At 60.0% G+C, this 20,386-nt stretch carries 21 protein-coding genes; 8 read left to right on the top strand and 13 right to left on the bottom strand.

The window, feature by feature from the left end:
* Positions 1 to 385: 385 nt before the first annotated feature.
* Both OKC40_RS11185 and crp read right to left on the bottom strand, forming a co-directional pair.
* On the bottom strand, positions 386 to 1,186 hold the full coding sequence (locus tag OKC40_RS11185; protein ID WP_270795253.1) for a putative RNA methyltransferase: 801 nt from the start codon (positions 1,184 to 1,186) through the stop codon (positions 386 to 388).
* A 124-nt stretch (positions 1,187 to 1,310) separates the two neighbouring features.
* On the bottom strand, positions 1,311 to 1,949 hold the full coding sequence (crp, locus tag OKC40_RS11180) for a cAMP-activated global transcriptional regulator CRP (RefSeq protein ID WP_033135974.1): 639 nt from the start codon (positions 1,947 to 1,949) through the stop codon (positions 1,311 to 1,313).
* Positions 1,950 to 2,278: 329 nt separating this feature from the next.
* Between crp and OKC40_RS11175 the strand changes: the two genes are divergently transcribed.
* Together OKC40_RS11175 and OKC40_RS11170 are read left to right on the top strand one after the other, a co-directional pair.
* Positions 2,279 to 2,683 (top strand): OsmC family protein, encoded by a 405-nt coding sequence (locus OKC40_RS11175; protein ID WP_058053021.1) that lies wholly within the window; start codon positions 2,279 to 2,281, stop codon positions 2,681 to 2,683.
* A 97-nt stretch (positions 2,684 to 2,780) separates the two neighbouring features.
* Positions 2,781 to 3,077: an MliC family protein gene (locus OKC40_RS11170; protein ID WP_042060888.1), complete on the top strand. Its 297-nt coding sequence runs from the start codon at positions 2,781 to 2,783 to the stop codon at positions 3,075 to 3,077.
* Between the two features lie 141 nt (positions 3,078 to 3,218).
* Here OKC40_RS11170 and OKC40_RS11165 read toward each other — a convergent pair whose 3' ends face one another.
* The 3 genes from OKC40_RS11165 to OKC40_RS11155 are packed head-to-tail and all read right to left on the bottom strand — an operon-like array spanning position 3,219 to position 4,915.
* Positions 3,219 to 3,752 carry a DUF4136 domain-containing protein gene (locus OKC40_RS11165; protein ID WP_047437062.1) on the bottom strand — a complete coding sequence of 178 codons (534 nt, stop codon included), beginning with the start codon at positions 3,750 to 3,752 and terminating at the stop codon, positions 3,219 to 3,221.
* Between the two features lie 16 nt (positions 3,753 to 3,768).
* Entirely contained in the window at positions 3,769 to 4,638 is an 870-nt protein-coding gene (locus OKC40_RS11160) for a phosphoribulokinase (RefSeq protein WP_042658487.1), read from the bottom strand.
* Between the two features lie 52 nt (positions 4,639 to 4,690).
* Positions 4,691 to 4,915 carry a YheU family protein gene (locus OKC40_RS11155; protein ID WP_058052994.1) on the bottom strand — a complete coding sequence of 75 codons (225 nt, stop codon included), beginning with the start codon at positions 4,913 to 4,915 and terminating at the stop codon, positions 4,691 to 4,693.
* Positions 4,916 to 5,004: 89 nt separating this feature from the next.
* On the opposite strand from OKC40_RS11155, the gene OKC40_RS11150 reads away from it, so the two are divergent.
* Positions 5,005 to 6,180 carry a GGDEF domain-containing protein gene (locus OKC40_RS11150; RefSeq protein ID WP_270795247.1) on the top strand — a complete coding sequence of 392 codons (1,176 nt, stop codon included), beginning with the start codon at positions 5,005 to 5,007 and terminating at the stop codon, positions 6,178 to 6,180.
* On the opposite strand, the gene OKC40_RS11145 is transcribed toward OKC40_RS11150, so the two are convergent.
* From OKC40_RS11145 to OKC40_RS11135, 3 genes are all read right to left on the bottom strand, one after another.
* Positions 6,116 to 7,120 (bottom strand): hydrolase, encoded by a 1,005-nt coding sequence (locus tag OKC40_RS11145; RefSeq protein WP_270795246.1) that lies wholly within the window; start codon positions 7,118 to 7,120, stop codon positions 6,116 to 6,118. The two genes, OKC40_RS11150 and OKC40_RS11145, sit on opposite strands and share 65 nt — an antisense overlap.
* Positions 7,121 to 7,186: 66 nt before the next feature.
* On the bottom strand, positions 7,187 to 8,086 hold the full coding sequence (locus OKC40_RS11140) for a chemotaxis protein (RefSeq protein WP_270795245.1): 900 nt from the start codon (positions 8,084 to 8,086) through the stop codon (positions 7,187 to 7,189).
* 153 nt (positions 8,087 to 8,239) lie between these two features.
* Positions 8,240 to 8,899, bottom strand: a complete 660-nt coding sequence (locus tag OKC40_RS11135; RefSeq protein ID WP_270795242.1) for a hypothetical protein — start codon at positions 8,897 to 8,899, stop codon at positions 8,240 to 8,242.
* A gap of 39 nt (positions 8,900 to 8,938) precedes the next feature.
* On the opposite strand from OKC40_RS11135, the gene OKC40_RS11130 reads away from it, so the two are divergent.
* On the top strand, positions 8,939 to 9,142 hold the full coding sequence (locus OKC40_RS11130; RefSeq protein ID WP_270795241.1) for a YheV family putative zinc ribbon protein: 204 nt from the start codon (positions 8,939 to 8,941) through the stop codon (positions 9,140 to 9,142).
* A gap of 143 nt (positions 9,143 to 9,285) precedes the next feature.
* On the top strand, positions 9,286 to 9,969 hold the full coding sequence (slyD, locus tag OKC40_RS11125) for a peptidylprolyl isomerase (RefSeq protein ID WP_270795239.1): 684 nt from the start codon (positions 9,286 to 9,288) through the stop codon (positions 9,967 to 9,969).
* 426 nt (positions 9,970 to 10,395) lie between these two features.
* Here slyD and OKC40_RS11120 read toward each other — a convergent pair whose 3' ends face one another.
* Positions 10,396 to 11,256 (bottom strand): Tim44 domain-containing protein, encoded by an 861-nt coding sequence (locus OKC40_RS11120; protein ID WP_270795237.1) that lies wholly within the window; start codon positions 11,254 to 11,256, stop codon positions 10,396 to 10,398.
* A gap of 363 nt (positions 11,257 to 11,619) precedes the next feature.
* Between OKC40_RS11120 and dnaB the strand changes: the two genes are divergently transcribed.
* From dnaB to OKC40_RS11105, 3 genes are all read left to right on the top strand, one after another.
* The gene (dnaB, locus tag OKC40_RS11115; protein WP_033136212.1) at positions 11,620 to 13,014 is read left to right on the top strand and encodes a replicative DNA helicase; all 1,395 of its coding nucleotides are present in this window, start codon (positions 11,620 to 11,622) and stop codon (positions 13,012 to 13,014) included.
* A 196-nt stretch (positions 13,015 to 13,210) separates the two neighbouring features.
* The gene (gene alr, locus OKC40_RS11110) at positions 13,211 to 14,284 is read left to right on the top strand and encodes an alanine racemase (protein ID WP_270795235.1); all 1,074 of its coding nucleotides are present in this window, start codon (positions 13,211 to 13,213) and stop codon (positions 14,282 to 14,284) included.
* A complete protein-coding gene (locus OKC40_RS11105; protein ID WP_043820871.1) occupies positions 14,284 to 14,703 on the top strand; it encodes a secondary thiamine-phosphate synthase enzyme YjbQ in 420 nt (139 codons plus the stop codon). Before alr ends, OKC40_RS11105 begins: the two co-directional genes overlap by 1 nt.
* A 105-nt stretch (positions 14,704 to 14,808) precedes the next feature.
* On the opposite strand, the gene pepE is transcribed toward OKC40_RS11105, so the two are convergent.
* The 4 genes from pepE to OKC40_RS11085 all read right to left on the bottom strand — a co-directional run bounded on the left by pepE (position 14,809) and on the right by OKC40_RS11085 (position 20,235).
* Positions 14,809 to 15,534, bottom strand: coding sequence for a dipeptidase PepE (pepE, locus tag OKC40_RS11100; RefSeq protein WP_270795234.1), 726 nt, complete (start codon positions 15,532 to 15,534; stop codon positions 14,809 to 14,811).
* A gap of 249 nt (positions 15,535 to 15,783) precedes the next feature.
* On the bottom strand, positions 15,784 to 17,592 hold the full coding sequence (locus OKC40_RS11095) for a carbon starvation CstA family protein (RefSeq protein WP_033114626.1): 1,809 nt from the start codon (positions 17,590 to 17,592) through the stop codon (positions 15,784 to 15,786).
* A gap of 217 nt (positions 17,593 to 17,809) precedes the next feature.
* The gene (gene btsR, locus OKC40_RS11090) at positions 17,810 to 18,547 is read right to left on the bottom strand and encodes a two-component system response regulator BtsR (protein ID WP_270795232.1); all 738 of its coding nucleotides are present in this window, start codon (positions 18,545 to 18,547) and stop codon (positions 17,810 to 17,812) included.
* Positions 18,541 to 20,235: a sensor histidine kinase gene (locus tag OKC40_RS11085; protein WP_270795230.1), complete on the bottom strand. Its 1,695-nt coding sequence runs from the start codon at positions 20,233 to 20,235 to the stop codon at positions 18,541 to 18,543. Before OKC40_RS11085 ends, btsR begins: the two co-directional genes overlap by 7 nt.
* Positions 20,236 to 20,386 lie beyond the last annotated feature (151 nt).

Genomic DNA, 20,386 nt, shown 5'->3' with positions numbered 1-20,386 from the left:
ATTGGGCGATCGGCATGGATGTTATTGAGTGATCGGCATGAATGTTATTGAGCGATCGCCATGCGTGGGAATACGCACCAGCAGCAGGCTGGAGATGGCAATAGTCAGTGCAGACTTCTTCATATGCTTTATTCCTCTGATGTAAACACTTGGACCTGTTCCGGTCTTTGTTAGTTTGATCGGGATTGAACCGATGGGGACAAGGTAGAGCGGTTAACCTTGACTGGAGCTGAATCAGCGGCGGGTTACTTGTTGATGACTTTATTGTCATTATTGGGGCGGGCGGGTGATTGGTATTTTTGTTGTTCAGAATCAAGTGATTAGTTTTTAACTGCAGACAGAAAAACGGCAGTGTTTGTATAAAACACTGCCGTTTTGAACACTATCAGAGCGGTTTTTGCCACAGGGTCAGCAGCAGATCCTGTTCCAGCTCATCCGGGCCCTGTTGAGCGAAAGCGTGACGCTGCTCACCGGTGGCGCGCCAGCCGAGGCGGCTGGTCTCCAGAATAAAGCTGCGCATGGCGTGATCCATGCTGAGGCTGAACTGACAGCGTTGTTGGGCCACCTGATTGAGGCCACCGAGGGTCGGCCAGCTGAGGGGATGTTCCATGCTCACCGGGTTGAGGCTGACCCGCAGTTGCCACTGATGACGGGGGCCCGGCTGCAGATAGAGCAGATAGCCACCGGGGGCCAGCCACTCCGCCAGCAATTCGCTTCTTACCTTGAGATCGTTGACCAGCAGCACCTGAGCCGAGCCCGGTTGCAGCGGCGCGCGGGCGGGGTCGGCAATGATAAATTGGCCGTCCGGCTGCGCTTTTTTGGCGGCAAAGATGGTGTTCTTGGCGATATCAACACCAGCAAATTGCCAGCCGGGCAGACGCTCTGCCAGCGCACGGCAGTAGTAGCCTTCACCGCACCCGAGATGGATCAGCTCTTGCGGGGCCAGCGGAGAGAGCAGGGCGGCCATGGCTTCGACCAGCGGCAGTTGGTGGCCAGCTTCCAGAAAGTGGTGCTTGGCGCGCATCAGGGCGCGGCTGTCGCTGTCTTTGGGATTCTTCTTGCCGGGGATGAGATCCAGATAACCTTCCGGTGCCGGATCGAAGTGATGCTTGTTGTCGCAATAGCGGCCCTGGGAGGCTTCATGAAGATGGAGCGGGCTGCGGCAACGGGGACATTGAAGGTGCATAGAAACTCTCTTGGCGAACGCCGAAACAGGAAGGGCGTTCGGGATTATAGGGGAGGGGATCAAAAAAGGCTGCCGTAGCAGCCTTTTTTATCCCAAGGCCTCTGTCAGGCCCGTGGACGGGTCATCAGCGAGTGCCAAATACCACAATGGTCTTGCCGTGAGCAGAGATGAGCTCCTGCTCTTCCAGCATCTTGAGGATGCGGCCCACGGTTTCACGGGAGCAGCCGACGATCTGGCCGATCTCCTGGCGGGTGATCTTGATCTGCATGCCATCCGGGTGGGTCATGGCATCCGGCTGTTTGGCCAGGTTGAGCAGGGTCTGGGCGATCCGGCCGGTCACATCCAGGAAGGCGAGGTTACCCACTTTCTGGCTGGTGTGCTGCAGGCGCTTGGCCATCTGGCCAGAGAGGCGCAGCAGAATGTCCGGGTTGACCTGGATCAGCTGGCGGAACTTCTTGTAGGAGATCTCTGCGACTTCGCAGGATCCTTTGGCGCGAACCCAGGCGGAGCGCTCGGGATTCTCGTTCTCTTCGAACATCCCCATCTCGCCCAGGAAGTCGCCCTGGTTGAGATAGGAGAGGATCATCTCTTTGCCCTCATCGTCCTTGATCAAGACGGCCACCGTGCCCTTGACGATGTAGTAGAGGGTCTCCGCTTTTTCACCCGCATGGATCAGGGTGCTCTTGGCGGGATACTTATGAATGTGGCAGTGCGACAAGAACCATTCCAGGGTGGGATCGCTTTGCGGTTTGCCAATGACCATGAGAATTCCTCTGTAGTGTCTTTTTATGGACTTGTGCGTCCGGGCAAGTTGCCAATCTTGCCATTCCTTGTATTGGTCGCAGTAGGATAAGAGCCTTTGCCTGTGCTGACAAGGCTTTGCGGGCTTTTGAAAGAGCCCTTTGAGTAATGCCTGCTGCGCCGCTGCGGCCATTCTAGGGAAGATAGCGCTCGGAGATGTTGATTTTGATCTATTTCCATCCCGACAGTCGCCTCCCCGCCGGGTCTGCGCATCGAGATATGCCGCTAGTCCGATGGCTGGGGTATGCTAGGCAGATCATACTATGGCGACAACAACTGAGGACGCGTGAGATGAAAGCCAGGGTCAGCTGGGTGGAAGGAATGAAGTTTGTGGGTGAGAGTGAATCCGGTCACAAGGTGATTCTGGATGGCGCCAACCCCGGTGAGGGCGCCAGCCCGATGGAGATGATCCTGCTGGCAGTCGGCGGCTGCAGCTCTATCGATGTGGTCTCTATCCTCGAGAAAGCGCGCCAGTCGGTGACTGCATGTCATGTCGATGTCAGTGGCGAGCGGGTCGATAGCGTGCCGCGGGTTTTCGAGAAGATTAATCTGCACTTCGTGGTGACAGGCAAGGGATTGGCAGAGAAGCAGGTAGCCAGAGCGGTGGATCTGTCGATGGAAAAATATTGTTCTGTTTCCCTGATGTTGGAAAAAGCGGTACAAATTACCCATAGTTATCAAATTGTTGAAGCTTGATAACTGACGATTGTTTCGTTGAACCACTGCCATAAGGCCATCACCTCAGGCCACGGCGCAAGGTCATTACATAAGGCCACCACATAAGGAAAGTGCAATGAAAAAATTGATCGCTCTGCTTCCCCTGCTGGGTCTGGCTGCTTGCAGCAGTCCACAGCCTACCCAGTATCAATACAGCCAGTACCAGTGTGGCGAAGAGATGCTGGCCATTACCTATGATGCCCAGGCTGACATGGTGCAGTTCCCCTATGCCGGGGTTTACCACAAGCTGGGCCGCGTCGAGGCTGAGTCCGGCGCCAAATATTCAGACGGTGTGACCACCTTCTGGAATCAGGACAAGCAAGGGCTGCTCACCCAGAAAGGGGTGACCCTGCTGACCTGCACCCTCAAATAAGTGGCTGCACAGGTCTGAAGGTGTGCGGCTGTGTCCCCCAATCTGGCCAGGGTCAGATTGGGTCAAGACCTGAGAGCACAAAAAAACGGCTTGCCGGGAGGCAAGCTGTTTTTCTATCTATCCATTATCGCTAAACAAGCGTTAGTTGGTCGGGACGCTATGAAGCAGTTCGGCCGCGAGCTGTTGGCTGAGCGCCTGGCGCTGGCTGTCGGCAATGCTCACATCGCTGGTCAGCTGGATGATGCTGCTCCAGACCGCTTTCTGGGTTTTGCGATCGAGCAGTACGATAGCCAGCGAACCTTTGCGCTCGTTGGCCGAGGCATAGACCCCCGGCGTCATGCCGAGGCGCGCGAAAATCTCGCCGTCGCTGATATCCTTGCCGCCTGCGACGCCGATGGCGACCCACAGATCAGCCTCGTCGAGCGGTGCGCTTTGCCACCCCTTGCCATTGAGCTCCCGGCTCACCGCCTGCTGCATCGGCTCCAGCCACCCTTCCGCCAGCTCACCGGCGAATTGATACTGCTCGGCCAGGGCGTAGCGCGGGGTCGCGCCATAGATCCAGTTGCCAAGCGGGCGTACCAGCATGGTGCCGGACTCCAGCGTGGGGGCCGCCGGCCCGCTGCTGCAACCGCCCAGCAGGGCGAGCAGAGCCACAGAGAGATAAGCAAGCCGCATCGTGAACTCCTTTGAATCAGGTTATTTTGCCGGTTTCGAGCAATTGCTGGATGAGCGGGCGCAGGATCAGCTCCATCGCAAAACCCATCTTGCCACCCGGCACTACTATGGTGTTCATCCGCGACATGAATGAGCCATCGATCATCGACAGCAGGTAGGGAAAATCCACCTGCTTGATACCGCGAAACCGGATCACCAGCATACTCTCGTCCAGACTCGGGATCACCTTGGCACTGAAGGGGTTGGAGGTGTCCACCGTTGGCACCCGCTGGAAGTTGATATGGGTGCGGGAAAACTGCGGGGTGATGAAGTTGATGTAGTCATCCATGGAGCGAACGATGGAGTCGGTCACCGCCTCGCGCGAATGGCCCCGCTCCGAGGTATCGCGAATGAGCTTCTGGATCCACTCCAGGTTGACTATGGGCACTACGCCTATCAGAAAATCCACGTGGCGCGCCACATTGTGATCCTCGGTGACCACGCCGCCGTGCAGCCCTTCATAAAACAGCAGATCGGTATTGCTGGGCAGATGCTGCCAGGGGGTGAAGGTGCCGGGCATCTGGTTGAAGGGCACCGCCTCGTCAAAGCTGTGCAGGTAACGGCGATACTGGCCATTGCCATCCTGGCCATAGCCCTGGAAAAAGCTCTCCAGCAGGCCGAAGTCATTGGCCTCCGGGCCAAAATAGCTGATGTGGCGCCCCTGTTCGCGCGCCTTGCGGATCGCTACATCCATTTCCGGTCGGGTGTAGCGGTGAAAACTGTCACCTTCCACCACCGCCGCGGTATATCCCAGTTGATGGAACATGGAGCGAAAGGCGTTGGTCGAGGTGGAGGTGCCGGCACCGGATGAACCGGTAACGGCAATAATGGGGTGCTTGGCCGACATGGGATTCTCTCTTCCTTGGGAGTTCCGTTATAAGGTCAGAATTTCGGTTTGGTCAAGACGGTTCGACGAAGCGATCTTTCATGACGATATTCACCGATTCGTGCAGCTCGCTATAGACGATGACTGCCTTGCCTTGCTGTAATTGCGTTTTCACTGCGTCTACTTTGACGCCGAGCGGCACATCCTGCTCCCCGTACTCGGTTCCTTCCTGTAACACAAAGTGTTCGATCAGGTTGGTCAGGGTGTCGCCGTCCAGTTCTTGCCAGGGAATGATCATGATTAAAGCCGTCATAGCCAGAATGCCGTTATTGTCTATCTGTGACCAGCAAGCGCAAGGTGTTTATATGATTTTGGGTAGGGGCTGAGATGTTTTTTGCCGGTTTACGCCCACAAGCGGCCGACTTTGACGATCATCTCTGGAACATTCGCCGTCAGGCTCTGAGTCAGGGGATCCGCTGGTTCTGGGTGGCCAATCTGCTTGGCGGTTTACTGCTGCTGGTTCGTTTTTATGTGTACCAGCATGCCGAACTGATCATGGATAACCGGTTGCCATGGCGCTACGAGTGGCAGCTATGGGCCATGATGGCCTGCAACCTTTTTTATCCTCTGCTGCGTTGGTGGTTGCTGCATAAGCCGGGTCGAGAGTGGCTGCGTATATTGCAGATCTATGCGTTGTTTTGGGGAACCAGCTGGGCACTGGTGGGCTATGCCACCGCGGTCACCGAGGTGAGGGGAGGATTCAGTCTCGCCTTCATGTCCCTCAGCCTGCTTCTGATGACCTCCCTGATCGCCCTCTATTGCGAAAAGAGTCTCTGTTACTGCTTCATGGCTCCACCCTGGTTTTATCTGCTGATCGAACCGCTGACGGTAGAGGTCCCCTTTATGCTCATGCATTTATTGCTGGTGATCGGGTTGGCGCTGTTGCTGGAGACGGGACGGCGCATGCTCTATGAGTGGTTTGTGCTGGCGGTGGCCAGAGAGTACGAAAATCTGGCGCTGGCCCGTCAGCTTGATGGTCAGGCCAAGCAGGATCCGCTGACCGGGTTGGCCAATCGCCGCTACTTCAATCAGGTGGGGGAGCTGGCGATCAAACAGGCGATGCTGCAGGAGCACTCCTTCGCGGTGATCCTGCTCGATGTGGATTTTTTCAAGAAACTTAACGATTGCTATGGCCATCAACGGGGCGACGAGGTGCTGGTGAGCGTTGCCGGATGCTTGCGTGAGGTGGTGCGTAATCAGGGAGATCTGGTGGCCCGTTACGGCGGTGAGGAGTTTGTGCTGTTGTTGCCCAAGGCCACGCTGGCCATCGCCGAGACGGTGGCCCAGCGTGTGGCGGCGGCATTGGCGCGTCAGGCGTTGCCCCACGCCGAGTCCAGCGTGGCTGCCCATGTCACCGTGAGTCAGGGGATCGCCTTGTGGAAAAGCGGTGAATCTCTCGACCGGGTCATCGCCCGTGCAGATGAGGCGCTCTATCGGGCTAAGGCCGAGGGGCGCAACTGCTATCGAATCGCCCCTGCAGACACTCATCCAGCCAGCGACTGATCCGCTCGTCCAGCCAGAACTTTGGCCGCCAGGGTGTGCCGTGCAGAAAGCCGACATGGCCGCCGCGCTGGCTCAGCTCATAGCGCACCTTGGGCGAGAGCTGCTCCGGCCGGGGAATGACGGCGTGTGACATAAAGGGATCGTCGGCGGCGTGGATGACCAGGGTCGGGATCGGGATCTGGCGCAGCAGCGGCAGGCCGGAGCAGCTCTGGTAGTAGTGGCTGGCGCTGTGAAAGCCGTGCAGCGGCGCGGTGACCAGTTCGTCAAAATCACGCAGGGTGGCAATCTGCTCCACTTGTCTGGGTTGCCAGCGTTCGCTCGCTTGCTGCTGGTGGCTGATCTTGCTGAGCAGGTTACGGCGCATGGTGCGCAGCAGATAGTTCTGATAGACCTTCGAGAAACCCTGATTGACCCGCTCGGCGCAGCTCGCCAGTTGCAGCGGAGCCGATACCACCACCGCAGCCTTCAGTGCCGCAGGGCAGGCCCGCGCCAGCAGGTTGACCAGCATATTGCCGCCGAGCGAGAAGCCGATGGCGATCAGCGGTTTGCCCGGGAAGCGCAGGCTCAGCGCGGCAATCACCTCTTGCGCATCACCGATGGCGCCGGAGTGATAGGCCTGCAGATGGCGATTGGGCTCGCCGCTGCAACCGCGAAAGTGCATCAGCACCGCTTCTCTGCCCTCTTGCTGCAGATGGGCGAACAATCCCTTGGCATAGTGGGAGTGAATGCTCCCCTCCAGCCCGTGAAACACCACCACCAGTGGCCGCTCGTCAACGCTGACCTCACCGCTCCAGGCGAGGTCGACAAAGTCCCCATCCTGCAGTTCAAACCGCTCCGCCACAAAGCGGGCAGGGGTGCGGCGCAGCCATTTGGGCAATATGGTCTGCAGATGAGGATTGCGGGCCCACCAGGGGGCGTGAAAGTGGCTCTCGGTCAGCATGGGGTCAGTCGGTCTGGGTCGAAGATAAGGAGGGTGGGAGGTGTGCACCTCCCGCCAGTCATTGGCTTATTTCAGCAGGCGATCGTGATGTTCGGCACCGCGCAGCATGGCCTGGATCAGCTCGTTGGCCTCGAACTTGGTCAGTGCCTCGTGGGCACCCACCTGATGGGCCCGCTCCACGCTGATCTCGCTGGAGAGCGAGGTGTGCAGGATGATGTAGGCCCCCGCCAGTTTGCTGTCGCTCTGCACCTCGAAGGCCAGCTCGTAGCCATCGAGCCCCGGCATCTCGATATCGCTCACCAGAATGTCGATAGGGGTCTTCTGGCTCGCCCGCTCCTGCATCAGGGCCAATGCATCCTTGCCGTTGGAGCGGACTTCATAGGGGATATTGATGTAGTCCAGCGCCGCCATCAGCTGACGGCGGGCGACCGAGGAGTCATCGACCAGCAGGATCCGCATCGGCTTGATCCGTTCGCGCTGCACATCGGTCAGTACCGGATAGAGGTGGCTCGGGTCATCCGGATAGACCCGGGAGAGGATCAGCTCCACATCCAGCAGCTGGATCAACTGGTCATTGACCCGGGTCACACCGGTGACGAAAACATTTTGGCCGAGGGCGGCGGGCGGTGACTCGATATCGCGCCAGTTGCATTCGGTGATCTTGTCGATGCCCCGCACCAGAAAACCCACCAGAGTACGGCGGCAGTCGGTGATGATGATGAAGCAGTGGGGCATCTCCTCCTTGCTGATGGGGCGATAGCCCACCGCCATCGCCATGTCGATCACCGGAATGGTGGAACCGCGCATATTGGCGGCTCCCAGCACGGTCGGGTGCGAGTGCGGCATTGCCGTCAGCTGGGTGTAGGGCACTATCTCCTTCACCTTGAGGGTGCCGATGGCAAAGGATTGTTTGGCTGAAAGGTGAAACAGCAACATGCCTTGGGATTGATTGGCTTTGCTCGTCATGGCAGATGTCCTGTTGGTCGAAACGTTGGCAGTCACTTCAGGCCTCTAGCATAAAGGATTACGGGGGGAATGGCCCTCCCTTGTTAGCGACCATCTGGCAAAAAACTGGACTCGTTTCACCGACTTTCTTGGCGTTATCACGCTGACAATCGGCTACAGGCCATCATCCCCGCTAACGCCCCACTGCTGACATGCAGCTTGCAGCGCGGCCTCATTGGCATAGCCCAGCTTGCTGGCCACCTGTACGGGTTTGCTGCCGCCCTTCAGCAATCTGAGCGCCTGCAGCAGTTGCCACTGCTGTTGCAGAGCAAGGCCTTCTACAGGCGGTTCGGCCTGTTGTGCCCACTGTTGCAGAGACTCTGGCTGGCCACTGGCCAGGGCTTGCCAGCGAGTTTGCAGATCACGGTATCCCTGCTGGCTGATGGCGCACTCTTGCAATTCATCCAGGATTACCTGCAGTCGCTGACCGTAAACCCCTTGCCACTCTTGTGGTCGCTGCCACCGGGCCTGCGAATCGAGCAGGGCATCGAGCAGCGGCGTGGCCTCTAGCCAGCCAGCCTGCTGCGGCTGATCAAGGCGCAGGGAGACATTCAGCTGATCGTAATCGCAACCGCTGAGGGGGCTGAAGGCTGCGAGGGCATCGGCGCAGAGCCAGAAGCTGCTGCCTGCAGGCAATAACAGCTCATGCTGGCCCAGTCTCAGCAGCGCGGCGCCCCGGGTGATCCGCAACAGCTGCCCGACCGGGGTCCGTTTGCGGTTGCCGGCGTGCAGGCCCTGGCAGGAAAAATGGTGATACTCGATGGCGTGATGCATGTAAAAACCCTGATATGATGCTGCCTGGAGGTAACAAATATGGAAACCAGACGTAAAAAACGCTTCATTGCCGGTGCTGTCTGCCCAGCGTGCGGCAAATTGGACAACATGATGCTGTATCTGGAGCATGGAGTCGAGAAGGTGACCTGCGTCGCCTGTGGCGACACCCAGGTGCAAACGCCTGCCGAGGTCGACAAGCAGACTCGCGAGACGGAAGAGGTGATCGGGGTGTTTCGTCCCTGATGAGTCAATGGCTGGTGCGATGCGGGTCTCCTCGCTGACGCTGTTGCCGTTTTTTTCGTCACCCGGTGGCGCCGCACGGCATATGCGCGGCCCGCTTTTTAGGGTATTCTGAGCCCGTTTTTTTCTATCCGCAGGATCCTGACATGAAAGTAGCTCCTCTGAGCGTGGTTACGCTGGAATACACAGTCACCGACGAGCACGGTGAAGTCATCGACAGCACTGTCGGCAAAGAGCCGCTGGTCTATCTGCACGGCACCCGTTACCTGGTCTCTGGCCTGGAAGCCGAGCTGGAAGGTCGCGCGGTAGGTGAAGCCTTCGAAGTGACACTGGCGCCGAGCCAGGCCTACGGCGAATATGACGAGACGCTGGTGCAAGAAGTACCGGGCGAGCTGTTCGACGGCATGGAAGTCTCCGAAGGGGATACTTTTGTGGCTGAGACCGACGATGGCCACCGTCCGGTGACCGTGGTTGAAGTGTCCGAGGAGTTCGTCAAAGTGGATGGCAACCATCCGCTGGCTGGCGTGACCCTGGGCTTCAAGGTCGAGATCAAGGACGTGCGCGCTGCCACTGCCGAAGAGCTGGCTCACGGCCACGTTCACGGTGCAGGTGGTTGCGGTCACGACCACGGTCATGACCACGATCACGGCGGTTGCTGTGGCGGTCATGGTCACGACCATGATGACGATCACGACCAGGGCGGTTGCTGTGGTGGTGCTGGCCACGGTCACGATCATGGCCACGACCACGCTGACGACCATGCTGATGGTCAGGGTAAAGGCGGCTGCTGCGGTGGCGGCGGTTGTGGTGGCAAGGGCCATCACCACTGATCACGGCCATGCCGATGATAAAAAATCTGCCATAGGAGTCATACCGAGCAATTAATGCTCATTAATTGCTCCTCCTTGGATGATAAAATCCGAAGCCGGTTGTTCTGGCTTCGGATTTTTTATGTCTGTCAAATAGGCTCGCGGCTTTTCCCAAGCTAACAGGGCTGCTTATTTTTGCTTAATGCTCAACATTATTCCCTCTCGGTTCCGCGATGTGTTTTTGGCTCTATGTGCAAACGTCATCTGTAAACGGGTTACCAAATCGGTGTCATCATCAGCACAATATGACAATGTTACTTCACGCCCCAACAGTTATGACGAGCCAGCGCCAGCCTCTATTTGGTCTCGTTGTGCCCTATAAAAAAATAGCCAGTCAGACTTAACTGACTGGCTATTGCCTAGTGATTCACTGATTGGCGTGAAGCCTTACAGTTGCTCGATACCGACGATATGCCAAGGGGCATTGTTCTTGGCCAGATCGCGCTCGAGGTGCCACACCTCTTTGATATCTTCTTCGACCTGCTCCTGGCGGTCCATATAGCGGCCGCTGAAGCGTACGCTCACCTGAGCCCAGTCGCTGCCGTAGTCGGCGCGTACCAGCTGGGTATCGACGTACATCACTTCGGTGTGCTGGTCGCCAGTCAGTTCGGCACGCTCGGCTTTGAGCTGTTCGAACAGTTCCGGGCTGACGTACTCGCGCACCTTTTCCAGATCGTTCTTGTTCCACGCATCTTGCAGGGTGCGATAGTGATCGCGGGCACCGGCCAGGAAGCTGTTCATGTCAAAGCCTGGCGGCAGGCGGAACGGCACGTCGCTGTCGGCAAAGCCGGTGGCTTGCGGTGCGCTGTGGCTCTGTTCGAACTGCTGCGGGGCAGCGGATTGCGGTGGCTGATAGCCCGCATAGGCCGCCTGTTGTGGCTGTGGCGTCGCGACCTTGCCCCGGCGCATGGCACGCAGCAGGAAGACGGCACCCAGCGCCAGCAGGGCGATCAGCAGGAAGTCCATTCCTTGCAGGCCTTCAAAGGCACCGCTGCCCAGCAGGTAGGCAAACAGGCCACCGGCCAGCAGGCCGCCCAGCAGGCCACCCATCATGCCGCTCTTTTTCGGCGCAGTCTGGGCACCCAGTGCCGGGTTCTTGGTGTCGACCGGTTTGGCCGCAGGCTGGGCCGGCGCAGTTTTGTAACTTTTACCAAAGGATTTGCCGCCGCCAAACTTCTTGGCTTCGGCGTGAGGTGCCCCCAGGCCAATGGCCAGGATCACGGCAAACAGGGTCAGCATCTTTTTCATTTTGACTCTTTTCACTCTCGTCTGTGGGTGGGGCATGCTCCGCTTTGGCAAGCTCAGCAAGGCGCATGGCAGGCTGCCTGTCCCTAAATGTGTCGCAGCTTGTATTCATCAATATCACTGTTGGCATGAATTATTCATGAACGAGTTGTCTGGTCATCAGACGTCAAGAGCAGGAGTACACAGCATGAAAAGCAGACGATTGAGTCGCAAGGAGCGCAAAATGCGTAGCAAAATCAAAAGCAACAAGAGTGAGCCGACCCTGGTCTGGCCCTTTATGATGGTATGAGCCGCCAGATAGGGCTCGCCGTAGTTGGCTTTCTTTTGTAAAATTCCCGTCCCCTTCCCGCTGCGGTTTTTATGTGTATGGCAGAGCAAGTGACGGCGAAAAAAGACGCCAAGACACAACAGCTGAAAGTTCCTCCCCACTCTTTTGAGGCCGAACAGTCCGTACTGGGCGGCCTGATGCTGGATAACGATGCCTGGGATCGGGTTGCCGAGCGGGTGATCGATCAGGATTTCTACAGCCGTCCACACCGGCTGATCTTCCAAGCCATGACCCGCCTCTCCAACGCGGGCAACCCCATCGACCTCATTACCCTGCAGGAGGAGCTGGAACGCTCCGAGCAGTTGGAGGAGTCCGGTGGCTTCGCCTATCTGGTGGAGATCGCCAAGAACACCCCGAGTGCTGCCAACATCAACGCCTACGCCGAAATCGTGCGCGAGCGGGCGGTGGTGCGGGAGATGATCTCGGTCGCCAACGAGATAGTCGAAGCGGGCTACGAGCCGCAGGGCCGTACCTCCGGCGATCTGCTCGATCTGGCCGAGAGCAAGGTATTCAAGATTGCCGAGCAGCGCAGCAGCGCCAACGAGGGCCCCCAGCCCCTCAAGCTGATCCTCGAGCAGACGGTCGACAAGATTGAAGAGCTGTTCAAGACCCCGCATAACGGGGTGACCGGGGTGTCGAGCGGTTATGGCGATCTCGACAAGATGACCGCCGGTTTGCAGCGTTCGGACTTGATCATCGTGGCGGCCCGTCCCTCCATGGGCAAGACCACCTTTGCCATGAACCTCTGCGAGCACGCGGCCCTCACCGCCGACAAGCCGGTGCTCATCTTCTCGCTGGAGATGCCCTCCGAGCAGATCATCATGCGTATGCTCGCCTCGGTCGGTCGTATCGACCAGACCAAGGTGCGTACCGGTCAGCTCGACGACGAGGATTGGGCCCGTCTCTCTTCCACCATGGGTCTGCTGCTCGAGAAGGGCAAGATGTATATCGATGACGCCTCCGGCCTTACCCCGACCGACGTGCGCTCCCGCGCTCGCCGCATCGCCCGTGAGCACGGTGGCCTCTCGATGATCATGATCGACTACCTGCAGTTGATGCGGGTGCCGGCGCTCTCCGACAACCGTACCCTGGAGATCGGTGAAATTTCCCGCTCCCTCAAGGCGCTGGCGAAAGAGTTGCAGTGCCCGGTGGTGGCGCTCTCCCAGTTGAACCGAAGCCTGGAACAGCGGGCCGACAAGCGCCCGGTCAACTCGGATCTTCGTGAATCGGGTTCCATCGAGCAGGACGCGGACTTGATCATGTTTATCTATCGTGATGAGGTTTATCACGATGACAGCCCGGACAAGGGGATTGCCGAGATCATCATCGGCAAGCAGCGTAATGGCCCGATAGGAAGAGTGCGGCTCACCTTCCAGGGTCAGTTCTCCCGGTTCGACAACTATGCCGGTCCGGCGTTTGATGACGACTATTGATGTAAACCCAGGGTGATGGGGGATTAGCCATCACCACAACTGCCCTGACCGATAGCCCAAGCAGACAGCGGCCAACCGTCAGGGCCTGTTTTCCCGGTTCGACAATTATGCCGGTCCGGCCTTCGACGACGATAAGTGAGTGGCGGTCTTCGGCCCGATGAGGGGGAGACCATTTGTGCCCTCGTAAGGGAAAACCATGAAAGCGGCTACTGCCCAAATCAACACTGCGGCCTTGCGCCACAACCTCGCCGTGGTCAAGCGCCACGCTCCCGCTTGCAAGATCATCGCTGTGGTCAAGGCCAACGCCTATGGCCACGGACTGCTGCCGGTCGCCCGCACCCTGGTGGATGCGGATGCCTATGCGGTGGCCCGCATCGAAGAGGCGCTGATGCTGCGCTCCTGCGCCGTGGTCAAGCCCATCGTGCTGCTGGAGGGCTTCTTCTCTGCCGACGATCTGCCGGTGCTGGCGGCCAACAACCTGCAGACGGCGGTTCACACCTGGGAGCAGCTCGAAGCGCTGGAGCAGGTCGAACTGCCTGCCCCTGTGGTGGCCTGGCTCAAGCTCGACACCGGCATGCACCGCCTCGGGGTACGTGCCGACGAGATGCCCGCCTTTATCGATCGACTCGGCAAGTGCAAAAACGTGGTGCAGCCGTTCAACATCATGACCCACTTCAGCCGCTCAGATGAGCTGGAGCAGCCCACCACCCGCGAGCAGATCGATCTCTTCAGCCGTCTTACGGCACCGCTGGCAGGCGAGCGGGCCATGGCCAACTCGGCGGGCATTCTGGCCTGGCCGGACTCCCACTGCGACTGGGTTCGCCCCGGTGTCATCCTCTATGGCGTCTCGCCCTTCCCCAACACGGTGGCGGCCGATTACGACCTGCAGCCGGTGATGACCTTGAAGACCCAGCTGATTGCGGTGCGGGATCACAAGGCGGGCGAGCCGGTGGGCTACGGCGCCAACTGGGTGTCTGATCGCGATACCCGGCTCGGGGTGATCGCCATCGGTTACGGTGACGGCTATCCGCGCATGGCGCCCAATGGCACTTCCGTGCTGATCAACGGCCGCATCGTGCCGCTGGTGGGGCGTGTCTCCATGGATATGAGCACGGTCGATCTGGGCCCGGGCGCGACCGACAAGCCCGGCGACGAGGCGGTGCTGTGGGGCGAGGGGCTGCCGGTAGAGCGGGTGGCCGACGAGATTGGCACCATCCCCTACGAGCTCATCACCAAGCTCACCTCCCGCGTCTTTATGGAATACGTCTGATGTGGCAGCAGTGCCTGCTGACCTTGAAGCCCCGTTCGCGGGGCTTTCATCTGGTGACGGACGAGCTGGTGGCCAAGCTGCCGATGCTGGCGGATTACCGAGTCGGCATGGCGCACTTGCTGCTGCAACACACCTCCGCCTCGCTCACCCTCAACGAGAATTGCGACCCCAGCGTGCGCAGCGATATGGAAGCCCATCTGCACCGGTTGGCGCCGGAGGATGCCCCCTACTATCGCCATACCTATGAGGGGCCGGACGACATGCCCGCTCACATCAAATCCTCCCTGCTCGGGGTGAGCCTGCTACTACCAGTTCGCGATGGTCAGCTGGCGCTCGGTACCTGGCAGGGGATCTGGCTTGGCGAACATCGCGTCGATGGCGGAGCCCGCAAGGTGCTGGTAACCCTGCAGGGTGAGTAATCAGGCTGCAACCAGCTGAAAGAAAAGGATAAAAAAGAGGGATGGCGCCGAGCCATCCCTCTTTCGTTTCTACGGTGTAGTGAGTGACCCGTTTGCCGGTGGCGCTCAGCGCACCTTGAATGGAGTCAGCTCGGCCAAGGGGCTCGCGTCCATAAAGGCTTGCGGCTCCTGGCCATGTTTGAAGATCTTGAAGTCCTGACCGCGGGCGCTCCAGTACTCAACGGTGTCGCCGCTGATCTGCAACAGGCTCGCTTCACGCAGGGCCACCACGTATTCGCTCTGGTTGATGGCGCAGAACTCGGCCAGACGCTCGTCGCGGGTCTCGCCCATGTGGCCGCTGATGCTGGCGTCCAGATAGTGGGGGTTGATCTGCAGCGGGAACAGGCCCAGCGCTGGCAGCACGGCGGCGTTGCAGACCGGCATGTCGTTGGTGGTGCGGATGCTCGGGGTCGCCACGTTGCAACCGGCGCTCCAGCCCACATAGGGAACGCCCCGTTCGCGCACGGCACGCTGGATCGGCACGATCAGGCCATTTTCGTGCAGCAGCTGATTCAGGCGCCAGGTGTTGCCGCCGCTGATAAAGATGGCGTCGGCCTGATTGACGGCATCGACCGGATCGTCGAAGTGGTGAATGCTGATGGTCTCGATCCCGAGGCTCTCGGTGAGATCGTTGGCGCGGGCATCCCAGTCGCTGCGGATCACCGCATAGGGGATGAGCAGAATGCGCTTGACCGGTTTGCGGGCCAGCAGGCTCTGCACCCGGTCGCGGGCCCAGCCGAGCAGCCCCGGAAATTCGTTGGCTTTACCATTGCTAAGCAGAAGCAGTTCCATCAATACGTCCTCAAAAAGTGAAAGCGGAGGAGGGAGGGCCACCGGATCCGCCGTGCGGCCGGATGGCAAGAGGAGGCATGCTACCACCATTGGCGCGGCGGTTCTGTGATCGGGGGGTCCATTCAACGGCTATGGATGGATAACTCAATGCCAAACGGTGGATTAATGAGCCGTGGCCAACGCGTCACCCATCGCCAATAAAAGACCCCGCCGCAGCGGGGTCATATCAGGGGTAAAGCAACTAGCCCATCAGGAGGCGGTCGCTTCCACCACCTTGTAGGAGGGCTGCTGGCGCAGCTTCCACAGTTCGCTCCACTTGCGCAGTGCGGAGAGCAGGATCAGCATCCCCAGCACCAGCATGATGAGGGAGATGATGCCGTTCATCGGGTTGTAACCCTTGGCCGCGGCGTTGAAGTAGACGTTGCTCATCATCCAGTAACCGGCGTAGTTGACGGTGACGAACAGGTAGGCCAGCGGGATCAGGCAGGTCAGCATGTAGCGGCGCTTGCTGGCCAGTCGCAAGATGATGGTGGCACCGATAATCAGGCCCACCGAGGCCATCAGCTGGTTCGAGACCCCGAACAGCGCCCACACCGAGCCGATATCGCCGGACATCAGCAGATAGCCCCACATGACGCAGGCGAGCACGCTGGCCCCGATGGCGCCCGGCATCCAGTCGATGCGCTTGAGGGGTGGGTAGAACTCGCCGAAGAAGTCCTGAATGAGGTAGCGGGAGACCCGGGTGCCGGAGTCGACGGCAGTCAGGATAAAGACCGCTTCAAACATCACCACGAACTGGAAGAAGTAGGAGGCGAGGTTACTGAACCAGGGCACCTTGGTGAAGATGTAGGACATGCCCACCGCCAGGGTGACGGCGCCACCGGTGCGGCCGTTCAGATCCATGCCGATCTCCTGGGAGAGGAAGGGCAGATCCACCACCTGCATCCCCAGTTTGGCGAAAGCTTCCGGGGTGGCGTTGATGGCGAAGTAGTCCGCCGGGTGCAGGGCTGTGGCGGCGATCAGCGCCATCACGCCCACTACGCACTCGGCCAGCATGGCACCGAAGGCGACCGGCAGGATGTCGTTCCACTTGTCCACCAGTTTCGGGGTGGTGCCGGAGCCGATAAAGGCGTGGAAGCCGGAGATGGCGCCACAGGCGATAGTGATGGAGATGAAGGGCCAGACCGGACCACCCAGTACCGGGCCGCCGCCGTGGACAAACTGGGTCATGGCGGGGAACTGGATCTCGGGGTTGATGCAGATCACGCCGATCACCAGCGCGCCAAACACGCCGATCTTCATAAAGCTGGAGATGTAGCCGCGCGGGGTGAGCAGCAGCCAGACCGGCAGCGCAGTGGCGAAGAAGGCGTAGATCGGCAGCGCCAGACTTATGGTCTCGGCACGCAGGGTCAGCCAGGCACCGAAGGCGCTCTCCTGCACGTAGGGGCCGAAGAAGACGCAGGCCAGCACTGCGGCAAACCCGACCCAGGAGGCGGCTTGCAGGTTGCCGGTCAGCTTGTGCCAAATTCCCACCACCATGGAGATGGGGATGGTCATGAAGACGGCGAACACGCCCCAGGCGTTACGCTCCAGCGCGTGCACCACCACCATGGAGAGACCCGCCATGGTGATGGTGATGATGAACAGCATCGCCAGGCCCGTGCACCAGCCGGCGATGGGACCGAGTTCGGCCTTGGCCACCTCGGAGAGGGACTTGCCCTGATGCTTCATGGAGGCGAACAGCACGACTGTGTCGTGCACCGCGCCGCCGATGACGCAGCCGATCAGCAGCCAGAGAAAGCTAGGCAGGTAGCCGTACTGGGCCGCCAGAACCGGGCCAACCAGCGGGCCGGCGGCGGCGATGGCGGCAAAGTGTTGACCGAAGTTGACCCACTTGTTGGTCGGCACATAGTTTTTGCCATCTTCCAGCTGGTGGGAGGGGGTGACCAGTTTGTCGTCAGCCTGCAGCACCTTGCGCACAAAGAACACGCCGTAGAGGCGATATGCAATGGCGAGGATGCAGAGGGCCGCAATGACAAAAGTGATTGCGTGTTGCATGGGGGAGTTTCCTTTTCCTGTGGCCAGTCTGGCCGGGCTCAGGCTGCACTCTACTCATGCGGTGGGGAAAGGGGAGCGAAGAAAAGGTCAGTGGCCGGGTTCTGCCCGCGAGTGGCAGAAAAGCGACCCCGAGTGGTTTGGCGGGGGGGGCCGACGGCCGTGGTCAGCGGGTGAGTGGTCGCTGGTAGAGCTGGTGCGGGATGAGTGGCCCGCACCATCAGGGAATATCGAGCAGCTCCTTGAGAGGTTTGAGGTAGCGGCGGCTCACCGGCACCTTGTGGCCGCCCTGGGTCACCACCTCCGCCAACCCGCCCTCCAGCAGCAGGATTTCGCGGATCTGCCCCGGGTTGAGCAGGTACTGGCGGTGACAGCGCACGAAGCCGGTTTTCTCTTCCAGGGTGCGCAGGGTCAGCTCGGTGGTGCCCTGCTGCTGGCCGCTGATCACCCGGTTGCCGGTGAGATCGCTGTGGATGAACTCCACCTCGCCAAGGGGCAGCAACAGAATGCGGTTATGGCCGGTGCAGGGGATGCTGCGCAAGGGGTGGGCGATGCGGGTCGGATCCGGCAGCGGTTGGCCCGCCAGCTCACCTTTTGGCGACAGTAGCCGCTGGATGCGCTCCAGCGCCTTGTTCATCCGCTCTGCAGTGACCGGTTTGAGCAGGTAGTCGAGGGCGTTCTCCTCAAACGCGCGCAGGGCAAACTCGTCATAGGCGGTGATGAAGACGATGTGGGGGCGCAAGTCCGGGTCCAGCATGCTCACCAGCTCCAGCCCATTGATGCGCGGCATCTGGATGTCGAGAAACAGCAGGTCGGGTTTGAGGCGATGGATGGCGGGCAGCGCCTCCATGGCGTGGGCACACTCTCCCAGCAGGCGAATATTGCCCGCCTGCTCCAGCAGCAGGCGCAGTTCCTCGCGGGCGAGGGGTTCATCGTCAACGATCAGGGCGGTCAGCATGGGCTCTCCTGCAGGGGAAGGGTGATCCTCACCCGTGTTGATTGATGGGGGACGCAGTCGATGGCGACCCCGTATTCGGCGCCGTAACGGGCCTTGATGCGCCGATCCACTATGTGCATGCCAAGGCCGCTCCCCTCCTGCTTCGTCTGATAGAGCCCGGCGTTGTCGCACACCTCCAGCACCACCCGCTGGGCCTCAACCCGGGCGGTCAGGGTCAGCAGGCCGGGTTCGAACATCTGGGAGATGCCGTGCTTGACCGCGTTCTCGACGATGGGTTGCAGGGAGAAGGTGGGCAGCCGGTACTCCAGCAGCGGCTCGGGAATGTCGATCTGCACGCTCAGGTGCTCGGCGAAACGGGCCTGCTCGATGTGCAGATAGGCGTTCACATGCTCCAGCTCGTCGGCCAGGGTCACCTCGTCCCCTTGGCGCTTGAGGTTCTTGCGAAAGAAGGTGGAGAGGTTATGTACCAGGGTGCGGGCGCTCTCGGGATCGCGCCGGATCACCGCCGACAGAGTGTTGAGGGCGTTGAACAGAAAGTGCGGGTTGATATGCGCCTGCAACAGCTTGATCTCCGACTGGGCCAGCAGCCGCTTCTGCTCGTTGTATTTGCCCGCCAGGATCTGGCCGGAGAGCAACCGGGCGATCCCCTCTCCCAGGGTGCGGTTGATGGAGGAGAAGAACTTGCGCTTGGGCTCGTAGAGCTTGATGGTGCCCACCACCGAGCCCTCTTCCCCCCGCAGCGGAATGACCAGCGAGGAGCCGAGCTTGCAGCCGGGGTGAAGGGTGCAGCTGTAGGGGATGAGGTTGCCGTCGGCATAAACCACCTCGTTGTGCTGGATCGCCTTGAAGGTGTGCTGAGAGTTGATGGCGGTGCCCGGCAGGTGGTGATCCTCGCCGATGCCGATAAAGGCGAGCAGCTTCTCCCGATCGGTGATGGCCACCGCACCCACCCCTGTCTCCTCGTAGAGAATGCGTGCCATCTGCTGGCACGCCTCCTGGGTGAAGCCCTTGTCCAGCACCCGCATCGCCCGCTCGGCGATCTTGAGGGCGCGGGCGGAGAAGGCAACCGAGTACTTCTCCAGCATGGCGCGGTGATCCAGGATCATCCGCATGAACATGGCGGCCCCCAGCGTATTGGCCACCAGCATGGGGGCTATGATGTTCTCGATAAGGTGGACGGCGTCGTCATACGGGCGGGCCACCAGCAATATGATCCCCATCTGCATCAGCTCGGCGACCAGGGCCACCGACCCAACCACCCAGGGGCTGAACAGCAGATCGAGCCGGTGGCGGGCGACGAAGTGGCGGTGTACCAGCCCGCCGAGCAGCCCTTCGGCGATGGTGGAGAAGGTGCAGGCGAGCGCGGTAAAGCCCCCCAGCGAATAGCGATGGATGCCGCCGGTCAGCCCCACCAGCAGTCCCACGGCCGGGCCGCCGACGATGCCCCCCAGTACGGCGCCGATGGCGCGGGTATTGGCGATGGAGTCCTCGACCCTCAGGCCAAAGTAGGTACCCATGACGCAGAAGCCGGAGAAGATGAGGTAGCAGAGGATCTTGTGGGGCCAGCTCAGGGTCACCTGAGTCAGCGGCATGAACAGCGGCGTCTTGGAGAGCAGCCAGGCGATCACCAGATAGACGCAGAGCTGCTGGAACAGCGAGATCACCAGAGTGAATTGTTCAAACGCCACGGCTCGTTGCCCCGGTAATGGTTGGTCATTTAATGGACGCGGAGTATTAGCAAAGCCCATACCCCCTTGCAAGGCAGGGTTATCGGAATAGTGGCGTAGCGCACGATTTGCCGAATCGTCTGCCACCGTGGCGGGCGGTAACTGTTTGGTT

Origin of the sequence: Aeromonas sp. QDB11 (genome assembly GCF_027705265.1) — a bacterium.
GTDB classification, from domain to species: Bacteria; Pseudomonadota; Gammaproteobacteria; order Enterobacterales; family Aeromonadaceae; genus Aeromonas; species Aeromonas allosaccharophila.
Note: the sequence above shows the minus strand (reverse complement) of the source record. Positions and strands in the feature narration are given on the sequence as shown.